The organism is Acrocarpospora phusangensis, from assembly GCF_016862995.1.
In the GTDB taxonomy this organism is placed as follows: Bacteria; Actinomycetota; Actinomycetes; order Streptosporangiales; family Streptosporangiaceae; genus Acrocarpospora; species Acrocarpospora phusangensis.
In genome coordinates this window covers 1-21,223 of the sequence record NZ_BOOA01000078.1, presented here as the reverse complement: position 1 = coordinate 21,223, position 21,223 = coordinate 1, and the positions used below count along the sequence as shown (strand labels likewise).

Annotated in this window: 19 protein-coding genes and 2 tRNA genes; 13 read left to right on the top strand and 8 right to left on the bottom strand. The window is 70.0% G+C overall.

Going from position 1 to position 21,223, the window contains the following annotated elements; all coding sequences use genetic code 11:
* Window positions 1-5: 5 nt before the first annotated feature.
* Window positions 6-449, bottom strand: a complete 444-nt coding sequence (locus Aph01nite_RS33005) for an ester cyclase (protein ID WP_204044959.1) — start codon at window positions 447-449, stop codon at window positions 6-8.
* Between the two features lie 373 nt (window positions 450-822).
* Here Aph01nite_RS33005 and Aph01nite_RS33000 point away from each other — a divergent pair, with 373 nt between their 5' ends.
* Entirely contained in the window at window positions 823-1,077 is a 255-nt protein-coding gene (locus Aph01nite_RS33000; RefSeq protein ID WP_204044958.1) for a hypothetical protein, read from the top strand.
* Between the two features lie 121 nt (window positions 1,078-1,198).
* Window positions 1,199-1,462 (top strand): WhiB family transcriptional regulator, encoded by a 264-nt coding sequence (locus tag Aph01nite_RS32995; RefSeq protein WP_155351137.1) that lies wholly within the window; start codon window positions 1,199-1,201, stop codon window positions 1,460-1,462.
* Window positions 1,463-1,753: 291 nt separating this feature from the next.
* Here the strand turns inward: Aph01nite_RS32995 and Aph01nite_RS32990 are convergent, their stop codons facing one another.
* Window positions 1,754-3,058, bottom strand: coding sequence for an ABC1 kinase family protein (locus tag Aph01nite_RS32990; protein ID WP_204044957.1), 1,305 nt, complete (start codon window positions 3,056-3,058; stop codon window positions 1,754-1,756).
* Window positions 3,055-4,137, bottom strand: a complete 1,083-nt coding sequence (locus Aph01nite_RS32985; RefSeq protein WP_204044956.1) for a ThiF family adenylyltransferase — start codon at window positions 4,135-4,137, stop codon at window positions 3,055-3,057. Before Aph01nite_RS32985 ends, Aph01nite_RS32990 begins: the two co-directional genes overlap by 4 nt.
* Window positions 4,138-4,443: 306 nt before the next feature.
* On the opposite strand from Aph01nite_RS32985, the gene Aph01nite_RS32980 reads away from it, so the two are divergent.
* Together Aph01nite_RS32980 and Aph01nite_RS32975 are read left to right on the top strand one after the other, a co-directional pair.
* Window positions 4,444-4,821 (top strand): M48 metallopeptidase family protein, encoded by a 378-nt coding sequence (locus Aph01nite_RS32980; RefSeq protein ID WP_373872356.1) that lies wholly within the window; start codon window positions 4,444-4,446, stop codon window positions 4,819-4,821.
* Window positions 4,815-5,396, top strand: coding sequence for a glycosyltransferase family protein (locus Aph01nite_RS32975; protein WP_204044955.1), 582 nt, complete (start codon window positions 4,815-4,817; stop codon window positions 5,394-5,396). Before Aph01nite_RS32980 ends, Aph01nite_RS32975 begins: the two co-directional genes overlap by 7 nt.
* Here Aph01nite_RS32975 and Aph01nite_RS32970 read toward each other — a convergent pair.
* The 3 genes from Aph01nite_RS32970 to Aph01nite_RS32960 form a co-directional block, all read right to left on the bottom strand.
* On the bottom strand, window positions 5,389-6,393 hold the full coding sequence (locus Aph01nite_RS32970) for an endonuclease/exonuclease/phosphatase family protein (RefSeq protein ID WP_204044954.1): 1,005 nt from the start codon (window positions 6,391-6,393) through the stop codon (window positions 5,389-5,391). The genes Aph01nite_RS32975 and Aph01nite_RS32970 overlap by 8 nt on opposite strands.
* A 98-nt stretch (window positions 6,394-6,491) precedes the next feature.
* Window positions 6,492-7,055: an NUDIX hydrolase gene (locus Aph01nite_RS32965; protein WP_204044953.1), complete on the bottom strand. Its 564-nt coding sequence runs from the start codon at window positions 7,053-7,055 to the stop codon at window positions 6,492-6,494.
* A 9-nt stretch (window positions 7,056-7,064) separates the two neighbouring features.
* Entirely contained in the window at window positions 7,065-8,339 is a 1,275-nt protein-coding gene (locus Aph01nite_RS32960; protein WP_239162159.1) for a zinc-dependent metalloprotease, read from the bottom strand.
* An 82-nt stretch (window positions 8,340-8,421) separates the two neighbouring features.
* Here Aph01nite_RS32960 and Aph01nite_RS32955 point away from each other — a divergent pair, with 82 nt between their 5' ends.
* From Aph01nite_RS32955 to Aph01nite_RS32915, 9 genes are all read left to right on the top strand, one after another.
* The gene (locus Aph01nite_RS32955; RefSeq protein WP_239162158.1) at window positions 8,422-9,492 is read left to right on the top strand and encodes an NAD-dependent epimerase/dehydratase family protein; all 1,071 of its coding nucleotides are present in this window, start codon (window positions 8,422-8,424) and stop codon (window positions 9,490-9,492) included.
* A 9-nt stretch (window positions 9,493-9,501) separates the two neighbouring features.
* Window positions 9,502-9,933 carry a molybdenum cofactor biosynthesis protein MoaE gene (locus Aph01nite_RS32950; protein WP_204044951.1) on the top strand — a complete coding sequence of 144 codons (432 nt, stop codon included), beginning with the start codon at window positions 9,502-9,504 and terminating at the stop codon, window positions 9,931-9,933.
* A gap of 17 nt (window positions 9,934-9,950) precedes the next feature.
* Window positions 9,951-10,991, top strand: a complete 1,041-nt coding sequence (locus tag Aph01nite_RS32945) for a YlbL family protein (RefSeq protein ID WP_204044950.1) — start codon at window positions 9,951-9,953, stop codon at window positions 10,989-10,991.
* Between the two features lie 190 nt (window positions 10,992-11,181).
* Window positions 11,182-14,100 (top strand): UPF0182 family membrane protein, encoded by a 2,919-nt coding sequence (locus Aph01nite_RS32940; RefSeq protein ID WP_239162157.1) that lies wholly within the window; start codon window positions 11,182-11,184, stop codon window positions 14,098-14,100.
* A 119-nt stretch (window positions 14,101-14,219) separates the two neighbouring features.
* Window positions 14,220-14,296, top strand: a tRNA-Met gene (locus tag Aph01nite_RS32935).
* A 109-nt stretch (window positions 14,297-14,405) separates the two neighbouring features.
* A tRNA-Met gene (locus Aph01nite_RS32930) sits at window positions 14,406-14,482 on the top strand.
* Between the two features lie 227 nt (window positions 14,483-14,709).
* A complete protein-coding gene (locus Aph01nite_RS32925; protein WP_204044948.1) occupies window positions 14,710-16,740 on the top strand; it encodes a cellulose binding domain-containing protein in 2,031 nt (676 codons plus the stop codon).
* Between the two features lie 201 nt (window positions 16,741-16,941).
* The gene (locus tag Aph01nite_RS32920; RefSeq protein ID WP_204044947.1) at window positions 16,942-18,315 is read left to right on the top strand and encodes a hypothetical protein; all 1,374 of its coding nucleotides are present in this window, start codon (window positions 16,942-16,944) and stop codon (window positions 18,313-18,315) included.
* Window positions 18,312-19,436, top strand: a complete 1,125-nt coding sequence (locus Aph01nite_RS32915; RefSeq protein WP_204044946.1) for an ARPP-2 domain-containing protein — start codon at window positions 18,312-18,314, stop codon at window positions 19,434-19,436. Before Aph01nite_RS32920 ends, Aph01nite_RS32915 begins: the two co-directional genes overlap by 4 nt.
* Here Aph01nite_RS32915 and Aph01nite_RS32910 read toward each other — a convergent pair.
* Both Aph01nite_RS32910 and Aph01nite_RS32905 read right to left on the bottom strand, forming a co-directional pair.
* Window positions 19,433-20,059 (bottom strand): FMN-dependent NADH-azoreductase, encoded by a 627-nt coding sequence (locus Aph01nite_RS32910; protein WP_204044945.1) that lies wholly within the window; start codon window positions 20,057-20,059, stop codon window positions 19,433-19,435. The genes Aph01nite_RS32915 and Aph01nite_RS32910 overlap by 4 nt on opposite strands.
* 171 nt (window positions 20,060-20,230) lie before the next feature.
* Window positions 20,231-20,641 (bottom strand): hypothetical protein, encoded by a 411-nt coding sequence (locus Aph01nite_RS32905; protein ID WP_204044944.1) that lies wholly within the window; start codon window positions 20,639-20,641, stop codon window positions 20,231-20,233.
* Window positions 20,642-21,223 lie beyond the last annotated feature (582 nt).

The following is a 21,223-nucleotide window of genomic DNA, read 5'->3' as shown; positions in this document are numbered from 1 at the left end:
AATGGCTACGCGGCGGCCGAGTCGTCGCGTGACAGACGCAAGCCGAGTTGTGAGTACAGCTCCAGTTGGTCGAAGTACTCCCGGTGCGTGGCGATCTTTTCGTTCTCGACGAACGAGGCGCAGGTGCCGCGCAGAGTGATGCGGCGGCCCGTCGCCTCCAGTTCCCGTCCGTCGGGCAGCAGAAACGGTCCGGTGTGCGTGCCGGTCCCCGTCCACTCGACCATCAAGGGGTTGTCGGTGCCGGTGGCCTCGTACCACACGGTCAGGTGGAGGTCCGGAAATCCCTTGAAGAACTGCTCGAAGAGCCACGCGATCTGTTCGTGTCCCTCTGCCACTCCTGCGGGCGAGACGAAGACGGCGTCCTCGGTGAAGAAATCGAGCATCCGATGCATGTCGTGGTCATTGATGGCGTCGGCTAGCCCGCGCTTGATTGCCCACTTGTCGACCATGGCCGCGGCCCCTCTGCGGTCGGATATCAACCCTTAGGTCACGTTACCCACGGGTAGGTCGGCTACGGACTACGAAACCGTCCCTGGTACGCCATGGAATCCCGGCGATCTCCCAGCCCGGGCAAATCTGGGCGGGTCCGTCTGGACCCCTGCCGCGCCCGGTGTCGGGGCCGGACGTTCGCGCCCGCCGGGGACTTGGCGGTGTCGGTGGTGCAGGAGTCCATGATCCGGGTGGAGCAACCCGGAAAAATCCACGAAATCGCAGGTGGAAAATAGGTTGCCCGGTTGCCGGGTTGACGTTTAGGGTCATGGACAAGCCAGTCGGACAGTCCTGTCCGACAGAACAGATCGCACTCGAGTGGAGGTGAGCCAAGTGGAGAAGATCAGCATGATGACGCCGTCGTGGCTCGCCGCCACGCGTCTGGCCGCGCAAGTGAAACTGCGCCAGGAGAAGGCTTTCCGTCCGGAAGCGTTCCACGGCACCACCCTTGTGTCTGCCTACGCCCCCGCTACCGCTTACGCCCCGGTTCACGTGGACCGGCCGGTCGGCGGCGAGATGACCATCCACACCTCCAACGGAGGAGTGCAGGGTCCGTATCACGCCTGGAGAGAACCAGTCATAACCTGACCGGTCTCACCTCCAGGCCGCGGATCCGCACACCGGATCCGCGGCCTTCTTGTTTGTCAGGCCACGTATCCCCGCAACGAAGAGGACACCCGACCAAACCAGTCAAAAGAAGGTGACGCAGATGGCGGCCCCGGTCATGGACCTGATCGAAGCCGAGATCCCCTGTCGTACCGAGCCCGACCTGTGGTTCGCCGAGTCTCCGGAGGACGTGGAGTTCGCCAAGGCGCTCTGCGGAGGCTGCCCGATCCGAGAGGCCTGCCTGGCCCGAGCGCTGGAGCGCGAGGAGCCGTGGGGCGTCTGGGGTGGCGAACTCATCCTGCGGGGAGCGATCGTTCCCCGGAAGCGGCCGCGCGGGCGTCCCCGCAAGACTCCCGTCGCCGCCTGACCCTCGACACACGTACGTCCACAGAAAGCAGAACTGTCATGAGCTTCCAGACCGCCTCCGCCTCGTCCATCTACAAAGACTTGGTAGACGAACGAATACGAGGGCTCCACCAGGAGGCCGCGGAGCACAGCATCGCCAGCCGAGTAAGGAGCGTGCAGAAGGCGCGCCGGCAGGCCGAGCGTGCGTCCGCCCGCCTCCGCGCCGCACTCGCGCGCGCCTAGTCGAGACCCTCACCGAGAGAAGGCCCGGGCCGTACGGCCCGGGCCTTCTCGTATCCCCGCTCGTCTCGGGTCACTCGGTGAAGCCGGGCACCCAGCGGATGACCTCGTCCCGGAACCGCGCGGTCGTGCCGAGCTGGCACAGCACGCCGATGCCCGCCGCGTGCACCCGGTGGATCAGCACGTACGACGCGGGCAGGTTGAGCTGCCGCACCACGTTGCCCGGCCGCAGGTCGGTCACGCTGGCCGCCTGCGCCTGCAGCCACTGCCGGCTGAACGTGAACTCCTCCACCCGGGTCGGCTCCACGTACGGCGCGAGGAAACCCCGCAGCGCCTCGCCGTCCACGGAAATGTGGGGAAGGATGAACCCTTCGTCCCGCAGGCCCCGGACCACGGTCTCCATGTCGCCCTGGTTGAAGATCCGGGTGAGCCGCCCGAAGACCGGCGGGTAGCCGTCGGGGAGCCGGTTGACCGCGCCGAAGTCGAGCACGCCCAGCCGGCCGTCCGGCAGGACGCGGAAGTTGCCCGGATGCGGGTCGGCGTGGAGCATGCCGACCCGCGCGGGCGAGGAGAACAGAAAGCGCACGAGGAGCAGGCCGGCGCGATCCCGCTCCTCCTTCGTGCCCTCGGTGATGATCCTCGACAGGGGGGTTCCGTCCAGCCACTCGGTCACCAGGACCTGCTCGTTGGCCGCGATCACGTCGGGGACGCAGAAGTCGGGGTCGTCCTTGTACTCCACGGCGAACGCGTGCTGCGCCTCCGCCTCCTTGAAGTAGTCCAGCTCCTCGCCCACCCGCTCCTTGAGCTCGCCCAGCACGGCCCGGATGTCCAGGCCGGGCAGCAGCGCCCCGAACAGCTTGCCGAGCCGGGCCAGCTGGTTGAAGTCCGACATCAGCGCCTTGCCCGCGCCCGGATACTGGATCTTCACCGCGACCGCGCGCCCGTCGTGCCAGACCGCCCGGTGCACCTGCCCGATCGACGCCGCCGCGGTGGGCCGGTCCTCGAACTCCAGGAAGTTCTCCCGCCAGTCGTCGCCGAGCTGGTCGGCCAGCACCCGGTGCACGGCGGCGGCCGGCAGCGGCGGCGCCGCGTCCTGCAGCCGCGTCAGCGTCGCCCGGTACGGCCCGGCGACCTCCGGCGGCAGCGCCGCCTCGAAGATCGACAGCGCCTGGCCGAGCTTCATCGCGCCGCCCTTGAGCTCGCCGAGAATCTTGAACACCTGCTCGGCGGTCCGCTGCTGGATCTCCTGGGTGACGATCTCCGCGGACTTGCCGCCGATCCGCTTCCCCAGCCCCAGCGCGGTGCGCCCGGCGAACCCGAGCGGCAGCGCCGCCAGCTTCGCCGAGCGCGTCACGGCGTTGCGCGGTAGGTCAGTCACGCGACCATTGTTAGCGCAGCCTGGGCGTTCCGACTACAAGGGCAGCCCGGATGACGCCGCCAGGACCGCTGCCGCCAGCGTCGATCAGGCAAAATATCTACTGTGCCATTACTCACAGCGGGCCTGCCCCCGTCCACGAAGGCGAGAGCGTGACCAGCGGCTAGACCCGCCACGAGGGTGGACAGCACGGTGTCGCAGGCGGCCTCCCCGCCGGGCCGGGCCCGCAGCGCCGGCCAGCCGGGATCCCGGTCGCCTCTGATCCGGTCCAGGCACTCCAGACACGCGGTTTCACCGGGCAGCACGAGCGGGCCGACGCCGCCGCAGCCTTCGTGGCAGGTCACCAGCAGGTGCGGCAGGCCGCGCCCGGCCAGTTCCCGGACCAGGACGGGATCCAGGGGAGCCATGGGCGCGAGCACGACCAGGTCCGGAGCGGGCGCGCCGTCGCCGAGACCCGCCGCGGTCCTGCCCGGCCAGGCGTTGACGCTCGGGGTCTGGGCGCGGACCAGGGCGACCGCTCCCTCCTCCCGGGGCCTGCCCACGTCGTTCCAGGTCAGGCCGCCGGGGACCACGTCGTCGTGGCGGGCCGTACCCGGGTCCACCACGCACAGGTGGCCGATGCCGGAGGCGGCGAGCAGCACGGCGATCTGGGCGCCGACGCGGCCCGCGCCGTACACGCGGATCTGGGCGGCCCGGCGGCGGGCCAGCGCGCCCGCCCCGCCGTCCGTGCCGGTGAAGGACAAGGTGTCCAGGTCGGGGCGGAGGCGTTCGCGTTCGGGTGTGCTGACGGCCACCGGCCGCACGGCGGCGTCGTCGAGCAGGCCCCGTACGGCGAGCAGTTCGATCGTCTCCCGGGCGGCGGCCGGGCCGATCTCACTGCCGGCGATGACCTGCTCCAGCGTCCTGGTGCCGTCCAGGCTCTCGATCAGCCGCCGTACGGGCGGTTCCACGTCGGCCAGCAGCACGGCGCGGGCCGGATGCGAGCCGAACTGGAGCGTGCGCGAATCGCGCGCCAGCAGCCGCAGGATCGGTTTCAGTCGCGGGCGGGCCGGCCACCCCTGATGCGCGTCACGCAGTCCCATAGCCGCGTGACCTTGCCATACTTATTGCTTCTGGCGGGCCCGATTTTCCGCCCTGTGGATAACCGCAGAGGTCAGGGGGGCTGTTTAACATCAGGGAAACGTTGATTGACCAGCGAGAACGTGTTCCACCCCCTGTGGAATTCCGCGCGTGTCGGATACCTTGCATATGTGCCCCCCGAGACAGTCGAGGTTCGTCGGAGCGCACGACGGCGGCGAACCGTTTCCGCATATCGCGATGGTGACAAGACCATCGTGCTGCTACCCGCTGGGCTGAGCACGACCGATGAAGAGCAGTGGGTCAGGCGTATGCTCGATCGCCTCGCTGCCAAGGAGCAGCGAAAACGCCCCAGCGACGACGACCTCCTGGATCGCGCCAGAGAGCTGTCGGCCCGGTACCTGGACGGCAGGGCCGAACCGGCGAGCGTGCGCTGGGTGGAGAATCAGCTGCACCGCTGGGGCTCCTGCACGCCGGACCACGGCACGATCCGCCTGTCGGCCCGGTTGCGCGGCATGCCGGCCTGGGTGGTCGACTATGTGATCATGCATGAGCTGACGCACCTGCTGGTGCCCAGTCACGGCCCCCGCTTCTGGGCGCTGGTGGAACGCTACCCCAAGGCTGAGCGGGCGCGTGGGTTCCTTGAAGGATTCTCCATGGCCGCCAGCGGTTCCGCGGAGGAATGTTGACCGATCGTATCGCGGCGGTTCTCGTCACCCCCGAGCAGGGGGGCGCGGCGCCGCCGGGAGTGGACCGGGCGGCCTTCCTGATGGCTCTGGCCGAGGACACCTACGAGGTGGTGGCCGGGCTGGAACTCGTCCGCCCGGTCATCCTGGCCGCGGGGGTGGCCGGGCTTGAGGAGATCGCGTGGCCGGGCACTCCGGTGATCACGATCGGCTCGCCGGAGAAGGCGTTCGACGCGCTGCCCCCGGCCGACCAGGCCGTCGTGATCAGCGCGGACGCGCCCGACCTGCCGCCGCTGCTGATCGGCAAGCTCTTCCGGGAGCTGGGCCGGGCCGAGATCGCGGTCTGCCCGGCGGAGAACGGCGGGGCGGTCGCGATGGCCGCCCGCCTGCCGTTCCCCGCCTGGGCGACGCCCGAGTTCGACCGCCCCGACCTGGTCGCGCACCTGCGCGCCCAGGCGCCGGGACCGCGCCGGGTGGCCACCGGACCGGGCTGGCACCGCCTGCGCACGCCCGCCGACATCGCCCGCCTCGACCCCGGCCTGGAAGGCTGGGACAACACCCGGGACCTGCTCAGCTGAGCGCGGGCAGCCGCAGCTCGGTGAAGACGGCCCGGTGGTCGGTGTCCGGGATCGTGTGCGCGCTCACCGACCGCACCTGGACCCGGGGATCCACCAGCACGTGGTCGATGGTGATCATCGCCGGGGTGGGCCAGTTGGCCGGCCAGGTCGGGACCAGGCCCGTGCCGGTCACCTCGGCCGCGTCCACGTAGCCCTTGGCCAGCACCGCGCGCAGCTCGGGGTGGTCCAGGGTGGCGTTGAAGTCCCCCGCCATGATCCGGAGCGTGTCCCCGCCGGGCGCGGGCATCGAGGCCAGCCCGGCCCGCCAGAGCCGGGTGCCCTGCTTCACCGGGTTGACCGGGTGCACGGCGGCGATGTCCACCGGCGGCCCGCCCGGGACGACCAGCCGCGCGTACGGCATGACGTGGCCCCGGCTGGGCCCGAACTCGGGCAGCACGGTCAGCGGGAAACGGGAGTAGAGCCCGCCGCCCGAGGCCGCGCGCCGGGACAGCAGATGCGTGTACGGCAGGAGCTCCGTGAGGCCCGCCCGTTCCAGGCCGTGGACCGCCCAGCCGTCGAGCTCCTGCACGCTCACCACGTCGGGTTTCAGCCGCCGTACGAGATCGAGCAGGGTGTCGAAGTCCGCGTCGCCCATCATGATGTTGATCGACAGCACCCGCAGCGCCGGACCGGCGTTCTGCGGCTGCTCTCCGCCCAGCGCGCGGGGGAGCACCGGCGCCCCCAGACCGGCCGCCGCGAGCAGGCCCACCACCACGGCCGCCGGAGCGCGGGCCAGCAGCGCCACCAGCACGGCCCCCGCCGCCCCCAGGGCCGCGTACGGCGTGGCGCTGCTCACCATCACGCCCAGCCGCCCGAACGGCAGCCCGGACAGCTGGAAGAGCGCCCAGCCCGCGCACGCCACGACCAGCGGCCACGCCAGCCGCCGCCACCACCGCCGCTTCTCGCGACCCGGGGTCGCGATGACGCCCCCCACCTCGATGACGTCCGACTTGACCACTCTCCTCCCGCTCTGCCCTCGACCCTAACCAGCACAGAAGCGCCGAACGGCGGACGTTATGCCGGGGTCATGTGTGGATACGGTGCAGCTTGGGCAAATCAGGCGAGCGGTTCCAGCGGCTCGCCCAGCAGGACCGCGCGGGCCCTGCGGGCCAGCCGCCTGGTCGCGTCGTCGGTCGGCTCCGGGATGCGGGCCAGGGGATACCAGCGCAGGTCCAGCGACTCCTCGCTGATCACCGCCTCCGCCTCGGGCGGGGCGATCGCGCCGTACTCGACGTCCAGGTGCCAGCAGCGCGGTGGATGGCACCACACCTCGTGCCGGTCCAGCGCGAGCGGCCCCGGCAGCAGCCGCAGGCCCTCGATGCCGGACTCCTCGACCGCCTCGCGCAGCGCGACCGCCGCCAGCGAGGCGTCGCCGGGCTCGCAGTGGCCGCCCATGGGCAGCCACATCCCGGCCTTGGGATGCAGGGTGAGCAGGACGCGCTCCCCGTCATGCGACAGCACCGCGGTGGTCGCGGTCAGATGGCCGGGCACGCAGGCCCGCCACATCGCGTCGTCATGATCGGACAGATGCGTCAGGAATTCCTTCCGCAGCAGTTCTTCCGCCTCGGTGGGAGCAACCCACCCCTCCAGTACTGATACCGCGTCTGTGTGCAAACTCACCCAGAAAGCCTACTCTGCGTCATTGTTCGGCTTCTCTCCGGGTTCACCGGGGGCTTCGTCCAGCATGCTCAGGTCGAACTCGGCCTCGCCCTTCACGAATCCGGACGGATCGTCCAGGTCCTCGGCCGTCGGCATCAGATCCGGGTGCGTCCACACCGCGTCCCGCCCGTCCGGGCCGCGCTCCGCGCCGAGCGAGCGCCACAGCGCCGCCGCCTCGCGCAGCCGCCGGGGGCGCAGCTCCAGGCCGACCAGGGTGGCGAAGGTGAGCTCGGCGGGGCCACCGGTGGCGCGGCGGCGCCGTACGGTCTCGGCCAGCGCGGCGGCCGAGGGGAGCTTGCCCTCGGCGGCGGTGTCCACGACGGTGGCCACCCAGCCCTCCACCAGGGCGAGCGCGGTCTCCAGCCGGGCCAGCGCGGCCTTCTGCCGCTCGGTCTCCTCCGGCTTGAGCAGGTCGCCGCCGCTCAGCAGCTCCTGGAGCTGCTCGGGGTTGCTCACGTCCACGGCGCGGAGCTTGTCCTCCAGCGCGGCGACGTCCACGGTGATGCCCCGCGCGTACTCCTCGACGGCGCCGAGCAGGTGCCCGCGCAGCCACGGCACGTGCTGGAACAGGCGGTGGTGCGCGGCCTCGCGCAGCGCCAGGTAGAGCCGGATCTCCTCGGCGGGCGTCTCCAGGCCCTCGCTGAACGCGGCGACGCCGCCGGGCAGCAGGGCGGCCGTGTCCGACAGCGGCAGGCCGATGTCGGTGGAGCCGATCACCTCGCGGGCGAGCGTGCCGAGGGCCTGGCCGATCTGCTGGCCGACCATCATGCCGCCCATCTGCTTCATCATGCCCATCAGCGGCCCGGCCATGGCCTGCGCCTCGGCGGGCAGCCCCCCGGCGCCCAGCGTGCCGCTCATGGTCTCGACCATCCGCGCCGCGACCGGGTCGCACAGCTTCTGCCAGACCGGGATGGTCTTCTCGATCCACTCCGATCTGCTCCACGCCTGCGGATTCGACACGCCGCTGGGCAAAGGAGTGGCCTCGTTCAGCCACAGATCGGCCAGATTGAGCGCGTCCACGATCTGGCGTCGCTCGCCTTCCATCACACTCGGATCGCCACCATCGGCGATCACCGCGTGTCTCGCGATGTTCTTGGCCATGTCCCAGTTGACCGGCCCGGAACCTTGCGGCGCCGACAGCATGTCGGCGAACTGCCGCATCGCCGCGGCGATCTGCTCCGGGTTGCCGAACATGGCGAACGGATTCTCGTTGGGGTCGTTTTCGCGACCTGGCAGGTCAGTCACCGCGCCACCTCGTGCAGGATGGAGGAGTCCACATCCGCCACGTTATCCGTCGTGGGGCGGATCAGTGCAAAGTGAGGACCTCGTGCCGACCTCGAAACGCCATCGTCCGCCCGTCGTCGCCGTCACCGGCGCGGCCTCCGGGATAGGCAGGGTGTTCCTCGCGAAGGTCGCCTCGTCTGCGGATTTCCGCCGCGTCGTGGCCATCGACGACCAGCGTGGCGACGTCTCGGACGTCACCTGGCGAGTCCTGGACATCCGGGATCCGCTCTTGGCGAACCGCATCTCCGACGTGGACGTCCTGGTGCATCTGGCGGGCGATTTCGCGCTGGACGCCGATCCGGTGGAACGCCGGGCGTACAACATCAGAGCCGCCCAGACCGTGCTGACCGCCTCGGCGGCGGCGCGCGTGCGCCGGGTGGTCCTGGTCACCAGCGCGATGGTGTACGGCGCCGCCGCCGACAACCCGGTCCCGCTGGCCGAGGACGCCCCCGTGGCGGCCGAGCCGGACACCGGCGTGGTGGGCGACTACCTGGAGATCGAGTCGCTGGCCCGGCGCGCGCTGCGGGTCCACCCGGGCCTGGAGGTGACCGTGCTCCGCCCGGCCGCCCTGGTCGGCCCCGAAGTCGACACGGTGGTCACCCGGCACTTCGAGGCCCCCCGGCTGCTGGTGGTCAAGGGCTGCCTGCCGCGCTGGCAGTTCTGCCACCTCGACGACCTGGTCTCGGCCCTGGAGCTGGCGGCGCTCGGTCAGGTCACCGGCGTCGTGGCGGTCGGCTCCGACGGCTGGCTGGAGATGGAGCAGGTGGAGGAGGTGTCCGGGTTGCGGCGGTTCGAGCTGCCGGCCGGGCTCACCTTCAGCACCGCCCAGCGGCTGCACCGGCTCGGCGTCACCCCCGCCCCCGCCACCGACCTGCACTACGTCGTCTACCCGTGGGTGGTCACCGCGACCGCGCTGCACCAGGCGGGCTGGAAGCCGGCCTGGACCAACGAGGCCGCCCTGCAGGAGCTGCTGTCGCTCAGCGAGGGCAGACACGCCGTGGTCGGCCGTCGCCTGTCCGGCAAGGACGCCACCATCACCGCGGCCGGCGCCACCGTGGCCGTGATCGGCACCGCGGCGATCGTGCGCGCGGCCCGCCGCAAGAAGAGGATTTAGACTCCCTTCGTGGACGTCATCCGGTTGCTGGAGATCCGTGACACCGCCCTGTCGGTGGACGAGGTGCTGGGCGCGGTCGCCGATCACGCGGCCGGGGGCACCGCGCTGTTCATCGGCACCGTGCGCGAGCAGGACGAAGGGCGGCAGGTCAGCAGCCTGTCCTACTCCGCGCATCCCTCCGCAGAGACGGAGCTGCGCAGGGTCGCCGAGAAGGTGGCCGCCGACTTCCCGGTGACCGCCCTGGCGGCCGTGCACCGGATCGGCGACCTGGAGCTGGGCGACCTCGCGGTGATCGTGGCGGTGGCCTGTCCGCACCGGGCGGAGGCGTTCGCCGCCTCCCGGCGCCTGATCGACGACCTCAAGCACGAGGTCCCGATCTGGAAGAACCAGCTGTTCGCCGACGGCTCCGCCGAGTGGGTCGGCGCCGGCCAGGAGTCATGAGCGAATAGAGTCTGCGCATGTCCCGACGTGCTCTCACCTTGATCGTTGCGGGTTTCCTGACGCTCGCGCTGGCCATCGGCGGCGCCATGCTGCCCGTGCCGTACGTGGTGCTGAGCCCGGGCCCGACCGAGAACACCCTCGGCGACATCAAGGGCAAGCCGGTCATCAACGTGCAGGGCCGGGAGACCTTTCCCACCAGCGGCATGCTCAGCCTCGTCACCGTGGCGTACCAGGGCGGGCCGGGCAACCGCATCGGGCTGCTGACCGCGCTGCGCGGCTGGTTCGACTCCACCATCGCCGTCGTGCCCGAGGAGACGATCTTCCCCAGGGAGCGGTCGGTCCAGGAGGTGGAGGAGCAGAACACCGCCGAGATGGCCGGCTCCCAGGACACCGCCACCGCCGCGGCGCTGAACCAGCTGAAGCTCCCGGTGGAGGACGTGGTCAAGGTCTCCAGCGTGGACAAGGGCACCCCCGCGGACGGCAAGCTGCTGCCCGGGGACATGATCGTCGCGGTGGACGGCGCGCCGACCGCGGACGCCGACGCCGTGGTGTCCGCCGTGCAGCAGCACAAGCCCGGCGAGAAGATCGTTTTCACCGTGGAGGGCAGGTCCGCCAAGACCGACGTGACCGTGGTCGGCACCGCGGGCAAGGACGGCAGGGCCATGGTCGGCGTGCGGATGGGGATGAGCTACAAGTTCCCCTTCAAAATCGACTTCAGCGTCGGGGACGTGGGCGGCCCGAGCGCCGGCCTGATGTTCTCCCTCGGCATCTACGACAAGCTCACCCCCGGCCCGCTCACCGGCGGCAAGAACATCGCGGGCACCGGCACCATGAAGCCCAGCGGCGAGGTCGGCCCGATCGGGGGCATCGAGCAGAAGATGGTGGGCGCCCGCAAGGCCGGGGCCACGATCTTCCTCACTCCGGACCGGAACTGCGCGGCCGCCCTGGGCGCGGTCCCGGACGGGCTGCGGCTGGTCAAGGTGTCGACCCTGGACGGGGCGATCAAGGCGCTGGAGGCGCTGCGGACCGGATCGGGGAACGTGCCCGCCTGTTCCTGAAAGCTTTACCCGGCCGGGATCGCCGTCCCCCGGGAGGCTTTGTCCACAGGGGGCGCTCCCAAAAATCACAGCAGAGCTTTTCGCGGTGTAGGTTGCCAGGCACGGACCGTTGTGCTCGTGCTCAGTGAGACTTATCTGTGACATTAAGGGGTTGGCGTTGAGCTTCCGGAGCCCCGGAGCCGGTCGGGCGATGCGCTTGCCCCGCCGGCCGCGACTGCTCATTCCCGTCGCGATCACCCTGGTGGTGCTCGTGGTGGCACTGTTCATCTTCGCCGGGATCTACACGGACTACCTGTGGTTCGACTCGGTCGACTTCACCGCCGTGTTCTCCACCATGCTGCTCACCCAGATCCTGCTGTTCCTGGCGGGCGCTGTGCTGATGGTCGGCATCGTGGGCGGCAACATGGCCCTGGCCCACCGCATGCGGCCCATGTTCGGGCCCGGCATGTTCGGCAACGCGCAGGGCGCCGACCGCTACCGTTTGGCCGTCGACCCGCACCGCAAACTGGTCTTCCTGATCGGCATGGCCATCCTCGGCCTGTTCGCCGGGTCCTCCACGGCCGGCCAGTGGCGCACCTGGCTGCTGTTCCAGAACGCCACTCCGTTCGGGCAGACCGACGCCCAGTTCGGCTGGGACCTGTCGTTCTTCATGTTCACCTTCCCGTTCCTGCGGATGGTGCTGAACTTCCTGTTCACCGCCATCATCCTGTCGATCATCGCGGCGGCGCTGGTCCACTACCTGTACGGCGGGTTCCGCATCCAGACCCCCGGCGGCGTGCAGGCCTCCCGTGCGGCCCGGTCCCATCTGTCGGTGCTGCTCGGCGTCTTCGTGCTGCTCAAGGCGGGGGCGTACTGGCTGGATCGGTATGGTCTGGTCTTCTCCGACCGGGGGAAGGTCTTCGGCGCGTCCTTCACCGACATCAACGCGGTGCTGCCGGCCAAGGGCATCCTGGCGATCATCTCGCTGATCTGCGCCGCGCTCTTCTTCGCCGGCGTGGTCCGGCCGGGCGGCATGCTGCCCGGCGTGGCGCTGGGCCTGCTCGTGCTCTCCGCGGTGCTGATCGGCGGCGTCTACCCGGCGCTGGTCGAGCAGTTCCAGGTCAAGCCCAACCAGCAGGCCAAGGAGCAGGAGTACATCGCGCGCAACATCGACGCGACACGCAAGGCGTACGGGGTGGATACCGCCGTCGTGACGCAGTACAGCGCGAAGACCGACGCGTCCGAGGCCGTGCTGCAGAGCGAGTCGGCGGCCATCCCCGGCATGCGGCTGCTGGACCCGAGCCTGCTCTCGCCCACCTACCAGCAGAAGCAGCAGATCAGGGGCTACTACCAGTTCCCCGAGCAGCTCGACATCGACCGGTACCCGTCCTCGGACGGCAAGCTGCGCGACACCGTCGTGGCGGTCCGGGAGATGGGCCTGCCGCCCAACGAGCAGCGCAACTGGATCAACGACCACCTCGTCTACACCCACGGCTTCGGCGTCGTCGCCGCGCCGGGCAACGCGGTGGACGCCAGCGGCGTGCCCAACTTCAGCGAGAAGGACATTCCGCCGACCGGCACCCTGGGCAAGTACGAGCCGCGGGTGTACTTCGGCGAGTCCTCGCCCGAGTACTCCATCGTCGGCGGTCCGGCGGGCACCAGCCCGGTCGAGCTGGACTACCCCGAGCAGGGTTCCAGCGGCCAGAAGAACAACACCTACACCGGCCGCGGCGGCGTCTCCATCGGCGGCGTCTTCACCCGCTTCCTCTACGCGCTGAAGTACGGCGAGACCAACCTGCTGCTCAACTCGAACATCAACGAGAACTCGCGGATCATGTACATCCGCAAGCCGATCGAGCGCATCCAGCAGGTGGCGCCGTTCCTGACGCTGGACCGGGACCCGTACCCGGCGGTGGTCGGGGGGCGGATCGTGTGGATCGTGGACGCGTACACGACGTCGGACGCGTACCCGTACTCCGAGCCCAAGAGCCTCGAAGAGCTGACCACGGACGTGTCCACCTCGCGCCTGGCCGTGCCGCAGGTGCCGCGGGACATCGTCAACTACATGCGCAACTCGGTGAAGGCCACCGTCGACGCCTACGACGGCACGGTGACCCTCTACGAGTGGGACCCGAACGACCCGGTCCTGAAGACCTGGCAGAAGGCGTTCGGCGGGATCATCAAGCCGACCTCGGCCATCTCCGCGGAGCTGCGCAACCACCTGCGCTACCCGGCCGACCTGTTCAAGGCCCAGCGCGAGATCCTCACGCAGTACCACGTCACCAACGCCAACGCCTTCTTCAGCGGCCAGGACTTCTGGAAGGTCCCCGAGGACCCGGCCACCAAGAAGAGCAAGCAGCCGCCGTACTACGTGACCATGAAGATGCCGGGCAGCACCGAACGGTTCTCGCTGACCACCACGTTCGTGCCCAACGGCCGCCAGAACATGGCCGCCTTCATGGCCGTGGACGCGACCGCGGGCGCCGACGCGAAGCTGCAGATCCTCCAGCTGCCCAGCAACACGGCCATCCAGGGCCCACCGCAGGCGCAGAACACCTTCCTGTCCAACACGACGGTCTCGCAGCAGCTCAACCTGCTGCGCGGCACCGGCGGCGCCACCGAGGTCCTGTACGGCAACCTGCTCACCCTCCCCTTCGGCGGCGGCCTGCTCTACGTGGAGCCGGTCTACGTCCAGCCGAAGGAGGAGACCTCGGGCCGCTTCCCGACCCTCCAGAAGGTCCTCGTGCTGTACGGCGAGAAGGTGGGCTTCGGCAACAACCTCGACGAGGCCCTGAAACAGGTCTTCGGCGGGACCACGGCGCCGACCACCAACCAGCCGGAGGCGGAGACGCCCAACCAGCCGGAGACGACCACGCCGGAGACCGCCACCCTGGCGCAGACCGTCGACAAGGCCCAGAAGGCCTACGACGACGCCCAGAAGGCGCTGAGCGCCAACCCGCCCGACTGGGCGGCCTACGGAGCCGCGCAGACGGCTCTGAAGGCGGCGCTGGCGGAGCTGGCCGCCCTCCAGAGCGGTTCAGCGTCGAGTTCGGCGTCACCGTCCCCGTCACCCACGGCCTCACCGTCCGCGTCCCCGTCACCGGTGACCGCGGCTACGGCGGGTCCGTAGCCGCGACAGCCGCGACGGTCTGACCCTGTGGCGAACCCCCGTACCCACGCCGGGTGCGGGGGTTTCGCATTCCGTTTGCCACCGCTCCCGAGCATGGATAGAGTTGAACTGCACAACGACGCGGGGTGGAGCAGTTCGGTAGCTCGCTGGGCTCATAACCCAGAGGTCGCAGGTTCAAATCCTGTCCCCGCTACCAAAGACGAAGGCCCGGAGGCTCTCCGGGCCTTCGTCGTTTCCGGCGCCCGCCGCCGGCTCGGCTGATTTGCCTCCGGGCGGAGACGCCGATAAGCTGTGGATCACAACGACGCGGGGTGGAGCAGCTCGGTAGCTCGCTGGGCTCATAACCCAGAGGTCGCAGGTTCAAATCCTGTCCCCGCTACCAAAGACGAAGGCCCGGAGATTCTCCGGGCCTTCTTCGTTTTTCTGCACCAAAGTCCCCCAAAGGGCACCTTTGTCGGCATTCTGTCCGGACCGGAATCCCGGGCCGGCGCGTGCCGTGAAAGTTTCACGGCCGGTTGACGCGACCCGGTCATCGCCCGCACGATCATCGTGCCTTCTGGTCAGGAGGGGGCGTCGAGTGAGTACCCATCTTCGATGCGAGGTGCATCAATGCCCAGAACCCTCCTGCGGGCCGCGTCGGCCGCCCTTCTGACGCTGACCGCCCTGACCATCCCCCCGGCGTACGCGGAGGAGGTCGCCCCCGTCGCGGTGACCGTCAACGCGCGCGCCGCGCTGGCCGCCGTCCCGGACACCGGCATCGGCGCCAACCACGCGATCTGGGACACCAACCTGGGGACCAACGACACGGCCGACCTCCTCAAGGACGCGGGCGTGCAGCTGGTGCGCTACCCCGGCGGCTCGTACTCCGACATCTACCACTGGGCCGACCACACCGCCCCCGGCGGCTACGTGGCCCCGGACACGGACTTCGACACCTTCATGCGCGGCGCGCGCCGTACCGGGGCGCAGCCGATGGTCACCGCGAACTACGGCACCGGCACCGCGCAGGAGGCCGCCGACTGGGTGCGTCACGCCAACGTCACCAAGGGCTACGGCGTGAAGTACTGGGAGATCGGCAACGAGATCTACGGCAACGGCCACTACGGCTCCGCCTGGGAGGCCGACAACCACGCCGACAAGAGCCCGGCCGAGTACGCGCGCAACGTCGTGGCCTACTCCGACGCGATGAAGGCCGTCGACCCCTCCATCAAGATCGGCGCGGTGCTGACCACGGCCGCCAACTGGCCCGACGGGATCGTGGCCGGGGGCGACGCCGGCACCTGGAACAAGGTCGTGCTCTCCATGGCCGGCCCCAAGATCGACTTCGTCATCCTGCACTGGTACCCCGGCGCGTACGACAAGGCCGCCCACATCCCCGACATGATCTACCTCACCCGGCAGCAGATCGCCGCCCACGCCGGGCCCGGTTCGGAGCGCATCGGCATCGCGGTGACCGAGTTCAACACGGGGACCAGCGGCGCGGGGGAGAACACCCAGCCGGGCGCGCTGGCCGCCGCCGACGCGTACGCGACCATGATGGCCAACGGCGTGTTCAGCGTGGACTGGTGGAACACCCACAACGGCATCGGCCCCGTACGGCAGGTCGAGGGCCACACCGACTACGGCGACTTCGGACTGCTCTCCAGCGCCACCTGCACCAGCGACGGCAGCGTGTGCGAACCGCCGCTCAACACGCCCTTCGCGCCGTACTACGCGCTCCAGATGATGAGCCGCTTCGTCCGTCCCGGCGACCAGTTCGTCAAGGCCGCCAGCGGCCAGGCCAAGGTCGTCGCGCACGCGGCGCGCCGCCCCAACGGCGACCTGGCGGTCCTGCTGATCAACACCTCCTCCGACACCTCGTACCCGGTCGCCCTCGGGTACGCCGGGTTCAGCCCGGCCGGGGGAGCGCCCACCGTGCTGACCCACACCAACGGCGCCACCGCCATCACCAGCGCGACCTCGGGCACCGCGACCACCCAGACACTGCCGCCGCTGTCCATGACCACCGTCGTCGTACGTCCGTCGGCGGTCCCGGCCGGGCTGCCGGGCGCACCGGGCCAGCCGACGGCCGGCGGCGTCACCGACAAGGCCGCGACGATCTCCTGGCCTGCCGCCACCCCCGGCGCACGCCCGATCGTCAAGTACGAAGTCCACCGCCAGAACGGCGCCAACACCGAGCAGCTCGGCGAGACCGGCGGCACCTCGTTCACCGTCGGCAACCTCAGGCCGGGCACCCGCTACACCGTCAACGTGATCGCCCGCGACAGCGGCGGCGGCGTCTCCTGGTCCTCCCCGCCGCTGACGTTCACCACCGGCACCCCGGCCACCAGCTCCTGCACCGTACGCCTGAGTGACCAGACCAACTGGGGCAGCGGCTACGTCGGCTCCATCGACATCACCAACACCGGCGCCGCGATCAGCGGCTGGACCTTCGACTTCGCCTGGCCGCGTACCTGGCAGAACCTGGACGGCGGCTGGAACGCCACCTGGACCCAGACCGGCTCCAACGTCAAGGTCGTCGGCACCGGCCCGCTGGCTACCGGGGCCACCGCCAACATCGGCTTCGTCGGCAGCTACAGCGGGCCGAACGTCGTCCCGAGCGTCTTCACCCTCAACGGAACCGTCTGCACAACCCAGTGACCCACCGGGGACGCCTCGCCGCCGCGCGGTGGGGCGTCCCCTCGGTAATTGCCGAGCGTTACCCGGATATGTCTTGATAACGTCCCCAGCAGACTGGCCGCGGGACTTCGGCGTGACTTCCGGAACCCGCCTTTGAAGCGATGCTTCGCAGCTCATGCCGCCATTCCCCGGCCGGTCCACCTTTTCGCTGGGGGATTTCCGATGGACACCTACGCCGACCTGATCGCGTGCGAGGACGTGCTCATCTTCGCCAACGCGGCGATCACGTCCACCGGTCAGCGCGAGCTCTACAGCACCGGGCAGGAGCAGCGCCTGTCGCTGGACTTCCTGCACCAGTACATCCAGGGCAACTACCCCGACATCTACGCGACCGCGCTGGCCCTGGACATCAACGACCACAACGCCGCGATGATCATCCGCAACCTGCTGCGGGAACGCGGCTCCGGCGACGGACGGCTGATCGCCTGGCGGCTGGCCCGGATGAGCCCGCCCCGCGTGTACCGGCTCTTCCGGGAGCTGCGGCGCGACGGCGTCAACAACCGGCGCACCCGCGCGATCATCCGTGACTGGCTGAACGCGCGCCCGAACCTCGCCTTCGACGCCGTCAAGTACCGCTCCGGGGTGAAGGCGGCGGTCCGGCACACCCACCTCAGCCTGCCCGCCGAACTGGGCGACTTCCTGTTCGCGCCCCGCCGCAGGACCCGCTTCGACACGCCCATCCTGGAGACGTGGCGCCGCGCCCATTACGAGAAGGCCGCCCTGTACGAGCTGCCGTACACGGTCGCGGAAGGCTTCGCCGCCCGACTGGGCATCGGCCGCGCGGTCTTCCTGGAGCGGATCGCGCCCCAGCTGACCCGGCTGGAGCGGCTCCGCCTGACGGAGCGGGCGCGGCGCGAGGGCGTGGACACGCGGGCGGACCTGGCCGCCATGCCGCTGGTCCGGCTGGCCTCGTACGTGCTCTCGCTGCCGGTCGCCAAGCGCGGTCCCGAGCACGCGGACGCCCTCCGGGCCTCGGCCGTCCGCGCCGCCAGCCCGCACGCCGGGACGTGGGGGAAGGTCGTCGCGGTCCTGGACGACAGCTTCTCCTCCTACGGCTCGCCCGTGAAGCGCCGCCGCCCGCTCGCGGTCGCCCTCGGCTGCCACTACCTCCTGGAAGCCCTGGCCGGCAGCTACCACGGCCTGTGGCTGTCCGGGCGGAAGGACCCCCTGCGCGCCCGTCCCGCCGGTCCCACCCTGCTGGGCAAGCGGATCATCGACGCCCTGGAGCTGCGCCCCGACCGGCTCGTCATCGTCTCGGACGGCTCCGACAACGCGCCGCCGGGCCTGGCCGCGGAGGTGCTGCGCGTCTGGCGGCGCAAGCTCGACCCGATGGGCGAGGTCGCCGTCGTGCACCTGAACCCCGTCTACGACGCCGAGCGGTTCGACGTGCTCCGGCTCTCCCCGATGGTGCCCACGGCCGGAATCCGCGACGTGGAGGACCTGCCCGCGCTGGTGGAACTGGCCATGTTCTCGCAGGGGCGTACCGGACTGGCCGAGCTGCGCGCCTACCTGGCGGACCGGGCGGCCCGCCGATGATCGACCTCACGGGGCTGGAGACCCGGCCCGCCCAGACCTGGGGCGCCGTCCGCCTGGTCCCGCTCGTACGGCCCGAGCCGATCAGGGACCTGCGCCTCCACGCCAAGATCTACGGCGACGAGCCCTCCCTGGTGGCGCTTCCGGACAGGACGACCTACACCGCCTACATCCCGCACGCCTTCGTCGCGTCCTGGACGGATGACGGCACCCCCGCCGCCGCGTACGGCACCCAGCTCGGCGAGCCGCTGCGGCGCATGGGCGTCAGGACCCGGCGGCGGATGGCACGGCGCGTGGACAGGAACCGCCTGCGTTTCCTGCCTCTGCACCTCGCGCTGGAGGGCTTCCTGGCCCTGCACTTCGGCGGCCCGACGCTCGCGTGGGAGGAGTGGACCCGCCAGGCGCTCGCCCACGGGCTCTCCCCCCGCATCGAGGACGCCTACGCCGGCGCCCAGGTCCACGGCCTCGACGACGCGCTCCACGTCTTCGAGTTCTACCCGGGCCAGTGCGGCCTGCTGCTCTACGTCGGCGACACCCTGGCCAGCGCCTTCGTGGTGCCCCACCCGGAGGACTACCTGGCCCTGCACCCCACCCTGATCCGCGACCTGTACGGCGAACTGATCTACGAATACGCCCTCTTCTACCCCGCCAGGGACTTCGCCGCGCTGATCGACGCGGCCGCGGTGGCGTCCCTGGCGGATCTGCGCGCGCAGGCCGAGCAGCGGGAGCGGGAGTGGGCGGAGTTCCACGACTCGGTGATGGCGGCGGGCCTGCTGACCGCCCCGAAACGGGACGAGGTGGTGTATCGCCTCGGCCGTTTCGCGTTGCGGCGTTTCCTGCCCTCCTTCGAGCGGCAGCGGGAGAACCACATCGGCGAGATGATTACCGACGAGGCCGGCCGCCTGGCCTACCTGAAGACCTTCCGGCTCTCCGAGGCGCAGAGCCGCCGCGGGTACCTGCTCGACCGGCTGGCCGAACACGAATGGAGCATGCCGGCCACGGCCGCCGCCCTCGGCACGGACGAGGCCGACCTCGGGCTGCGCCTGGCCCGCGCCGGATTCGGGCACCTGCTCCGGCAGGACGTCCTCGACGCGTACCGTAAGAGCGCGCGGCGTGGACGCTAGAACGTCCGCGCCACTTCGCGGGCGGCCTCCTCGGCCTTCTTGAGCTCGACCGGGTAGTCGCCCCAGAGCGCGGGATGGAACCGGATGGCCTGAATGTCGTCGACGCCCGCCCACCGCAGCCACCCCTCGACGTACGGCGACTGCGCGTTCTCTCCCCACTCGGGCCCGAGCCCCGGAGCCCACACGGCGCTGGTGTACACGACGGCCGCCCGCTTCCCGGCGAGCAGCGGGATGTAGCCGCGCTCCCCGTCGATCCCGAAGACCATCCCCGGCTGGCTCACCACGTCGACGAACTGCTTCAGGATGTACGGCACGCCCGCGTTCCACATGGGGACGCTGAACAGGTACTTGTCGTACGCGTCGAACCGCCGGAAGGTCGCGACGGCCGCGTCCCAGGCGTCCTTCTGCTCGTCCGTGGGCGTTTCGCCCATGAGTACGGCCATCTTGGCCGCCGCCGCGGCGGGGCCGAACTCCGGCAGCGAGCCGTCCCAGAGGTCGAAGTGATCGATCGTGGCGTCGTCGCCGGCGTGTCGCGCGTACTCGTCCAGGAAGGCGTCGGCGATGCGGCGGGAGTGCGACGCGGAACCCCGCGGGGACGCGGAGATGTGCAGCAGCTTGCCCATGAGATGTCCCTTCTCAATCGGACTATGGTCCGCTTCTGATCCAGGACGATATGGACTGTGGTCCGTTTAGTCAAGTGCCGTACAGGCCGTGGGAGACGCCTTCCCGCTATGACGGCCGAATGACCGTCATAGCGACAAGAGCGGGAGGAAGGACGAAACGGGGGAGCGCGATCAGTGCGGGAGGGATCGGCTCACACCCACGCAACGGCGCAACCGGCTACTGCTCGGGCCGGTACGCCGGGGCGGCTGCGGGGGCTGGTCCATGGAAGCGAGCAAAGCCTGAGCCGCGGTCGCGTCGGACAGAATCCGCGAGACCTCCTCGCCGGCCGGCAACTGGCCGTGCTTGGCCAGCTCGTGCATGACGAAGAGCAGCGGCTCCTCCGAGCCCGCCGCCCGCGCGGCCACACTCGCCCGGCTGGCGGTGAGCAGCGCCAGATAGTAGGTGCGCAGGGTCGCTTCCCGCATGCGAACCTGCTCAAGGTCGTCCAGCAGCTCGCGCGCAATCCTGAGCAGATCGCCCGAGTGCGTGCCCTCGGCCGTGATGTGTGCGCGGATGTCGTCGAACTCCGACCGCTGCGTCATGATGGCCACCTCCACGACAGGAGTCCCGGCGTCCGGTTGGCGCCGGTGGTGACTCCCGCATCTTGATTCGTATCCCGGGACGATTGCGGATGGCTTGACATCGGGTTGCCCATGTTGCCGTGCTGGGCCACGCGATCGACCGGGTGCTACTTAGATGCGCGAGTGACCTCGATGGTTGTCAGGCTCGCCCGCGCGGTTTGCGGCGTGAGGACTCGGCGGAACTGTTAGTCTTCTGGAGTCGGTCCGGTCCGGCGCAATCCACCTCCTCGTTTCCGCGGATGAGTCGTGGGCTGCGACGAAGGAGCCGACATCCCCGATGACAAGCCATGATCCGGTGGTCGTTCGCTAGGCGACTGAAGGTCTGGTAAGTTAGAGGGGTTGCCCCGGAAACGGGGTGGTCCGAATTCCCACCAGTTGGTTGGGTCGGTGTCAAGAATCCCGAAACGGGGCGATTTGACACTGCGAAGACAGACTGAAAGAATATAGGACATAGCAAGAACAAAGTACATAAGCTTCACAAGCGTGACGATGACGCCCCTGAGGGCAGGATCACTTGATCGTGTTCCTCGGGTGTACGTGTGC

Coding starts and splice junctions, on each gene's coding strand:
- Aph01nite_RS33005 (WP_204044959.1), bottom strand. CDS start 449: ATGGTCGACAAGTGGGCAATCAAGCGCGGGCTAGCCGACGCCATCAAT.
- Aph01nite_RS32995 (WP_155351137.1), top strand. CDS start 1,199: ATGGCGGCCCCGGTCATGGACCTGATCGAAGCCGAGATCCCCTGTCGT.
- Aph01nite_RS32985 (WP_204044956.1), bottom strand. CDS start 4,137: ATGGGACTGCGTGACGCGCATCAGGGGTGGCCGGCCCGCCCGCGACTG.
- Aph01nite_RS32980 (WP_373872356.1), top strand. CDS start 4,444: ATGCTCGATCGCCTCGCTGCCAAGGAGCAGCGAAAACGCCCCAGCGAC.
- Aph01nite_RS32975 (WP_204044955.1), top strand. CDS start 4,815: ATGTTGACCGATCGTATCGCGGCGGTTCTCGTCACCCCCGAGCAGGGG.
- Aph01nite_RS32945 (WP_204044950.1), top strand. CDS start 9,951: ATGTCCCGACGTGCTCTCACCTTGATCGTTGCGGGTTTCCTGACGCTC.
- Aph01nite_RS32940 (WP_239162157.1), top strand. CDS start 11,182: ATGCGCTTGCCCCGCCGGCCGCGACTGCTCATTCCCGTCGCGATCACC.
- Aph01nite_RS32925 (WP_204044948.1), top strand. CDS start 14,710: ATGCCCAGAACCCTCCTGCGGGCCGCGTCGGCCGCCCTTCTGACGCTG.
- Aph01nite_RS32920 (WP_204044947.1), top strand. CDS start 16,942: ATGGACACCTACGCCGACCTGATCGCGTGCGAGGACGTGCTCATCTTC.
- Aph01nite_RS32915 (WP_204044946.1), top strand. CDS start 18,312: ATGATCGACCTCACGGGGCTGGAGACCCGGCCCGCCCAGACCTGGGGC.
- Aph01nite_RS32910 (WP_204044945.1), bottom strand. CDS start 20,059: ATGGGCAAGCTGCTGCACATCTCCGCGTCCCCGCGGGGTTCCGCGTCG.
- Aph01nite_RS32905 (WP_204044944.1), bottom strand. CDS start 20,641: ATGACGCAGCGGTCGGAGTTCGACGACATCCGCGCACACATCACGGCC.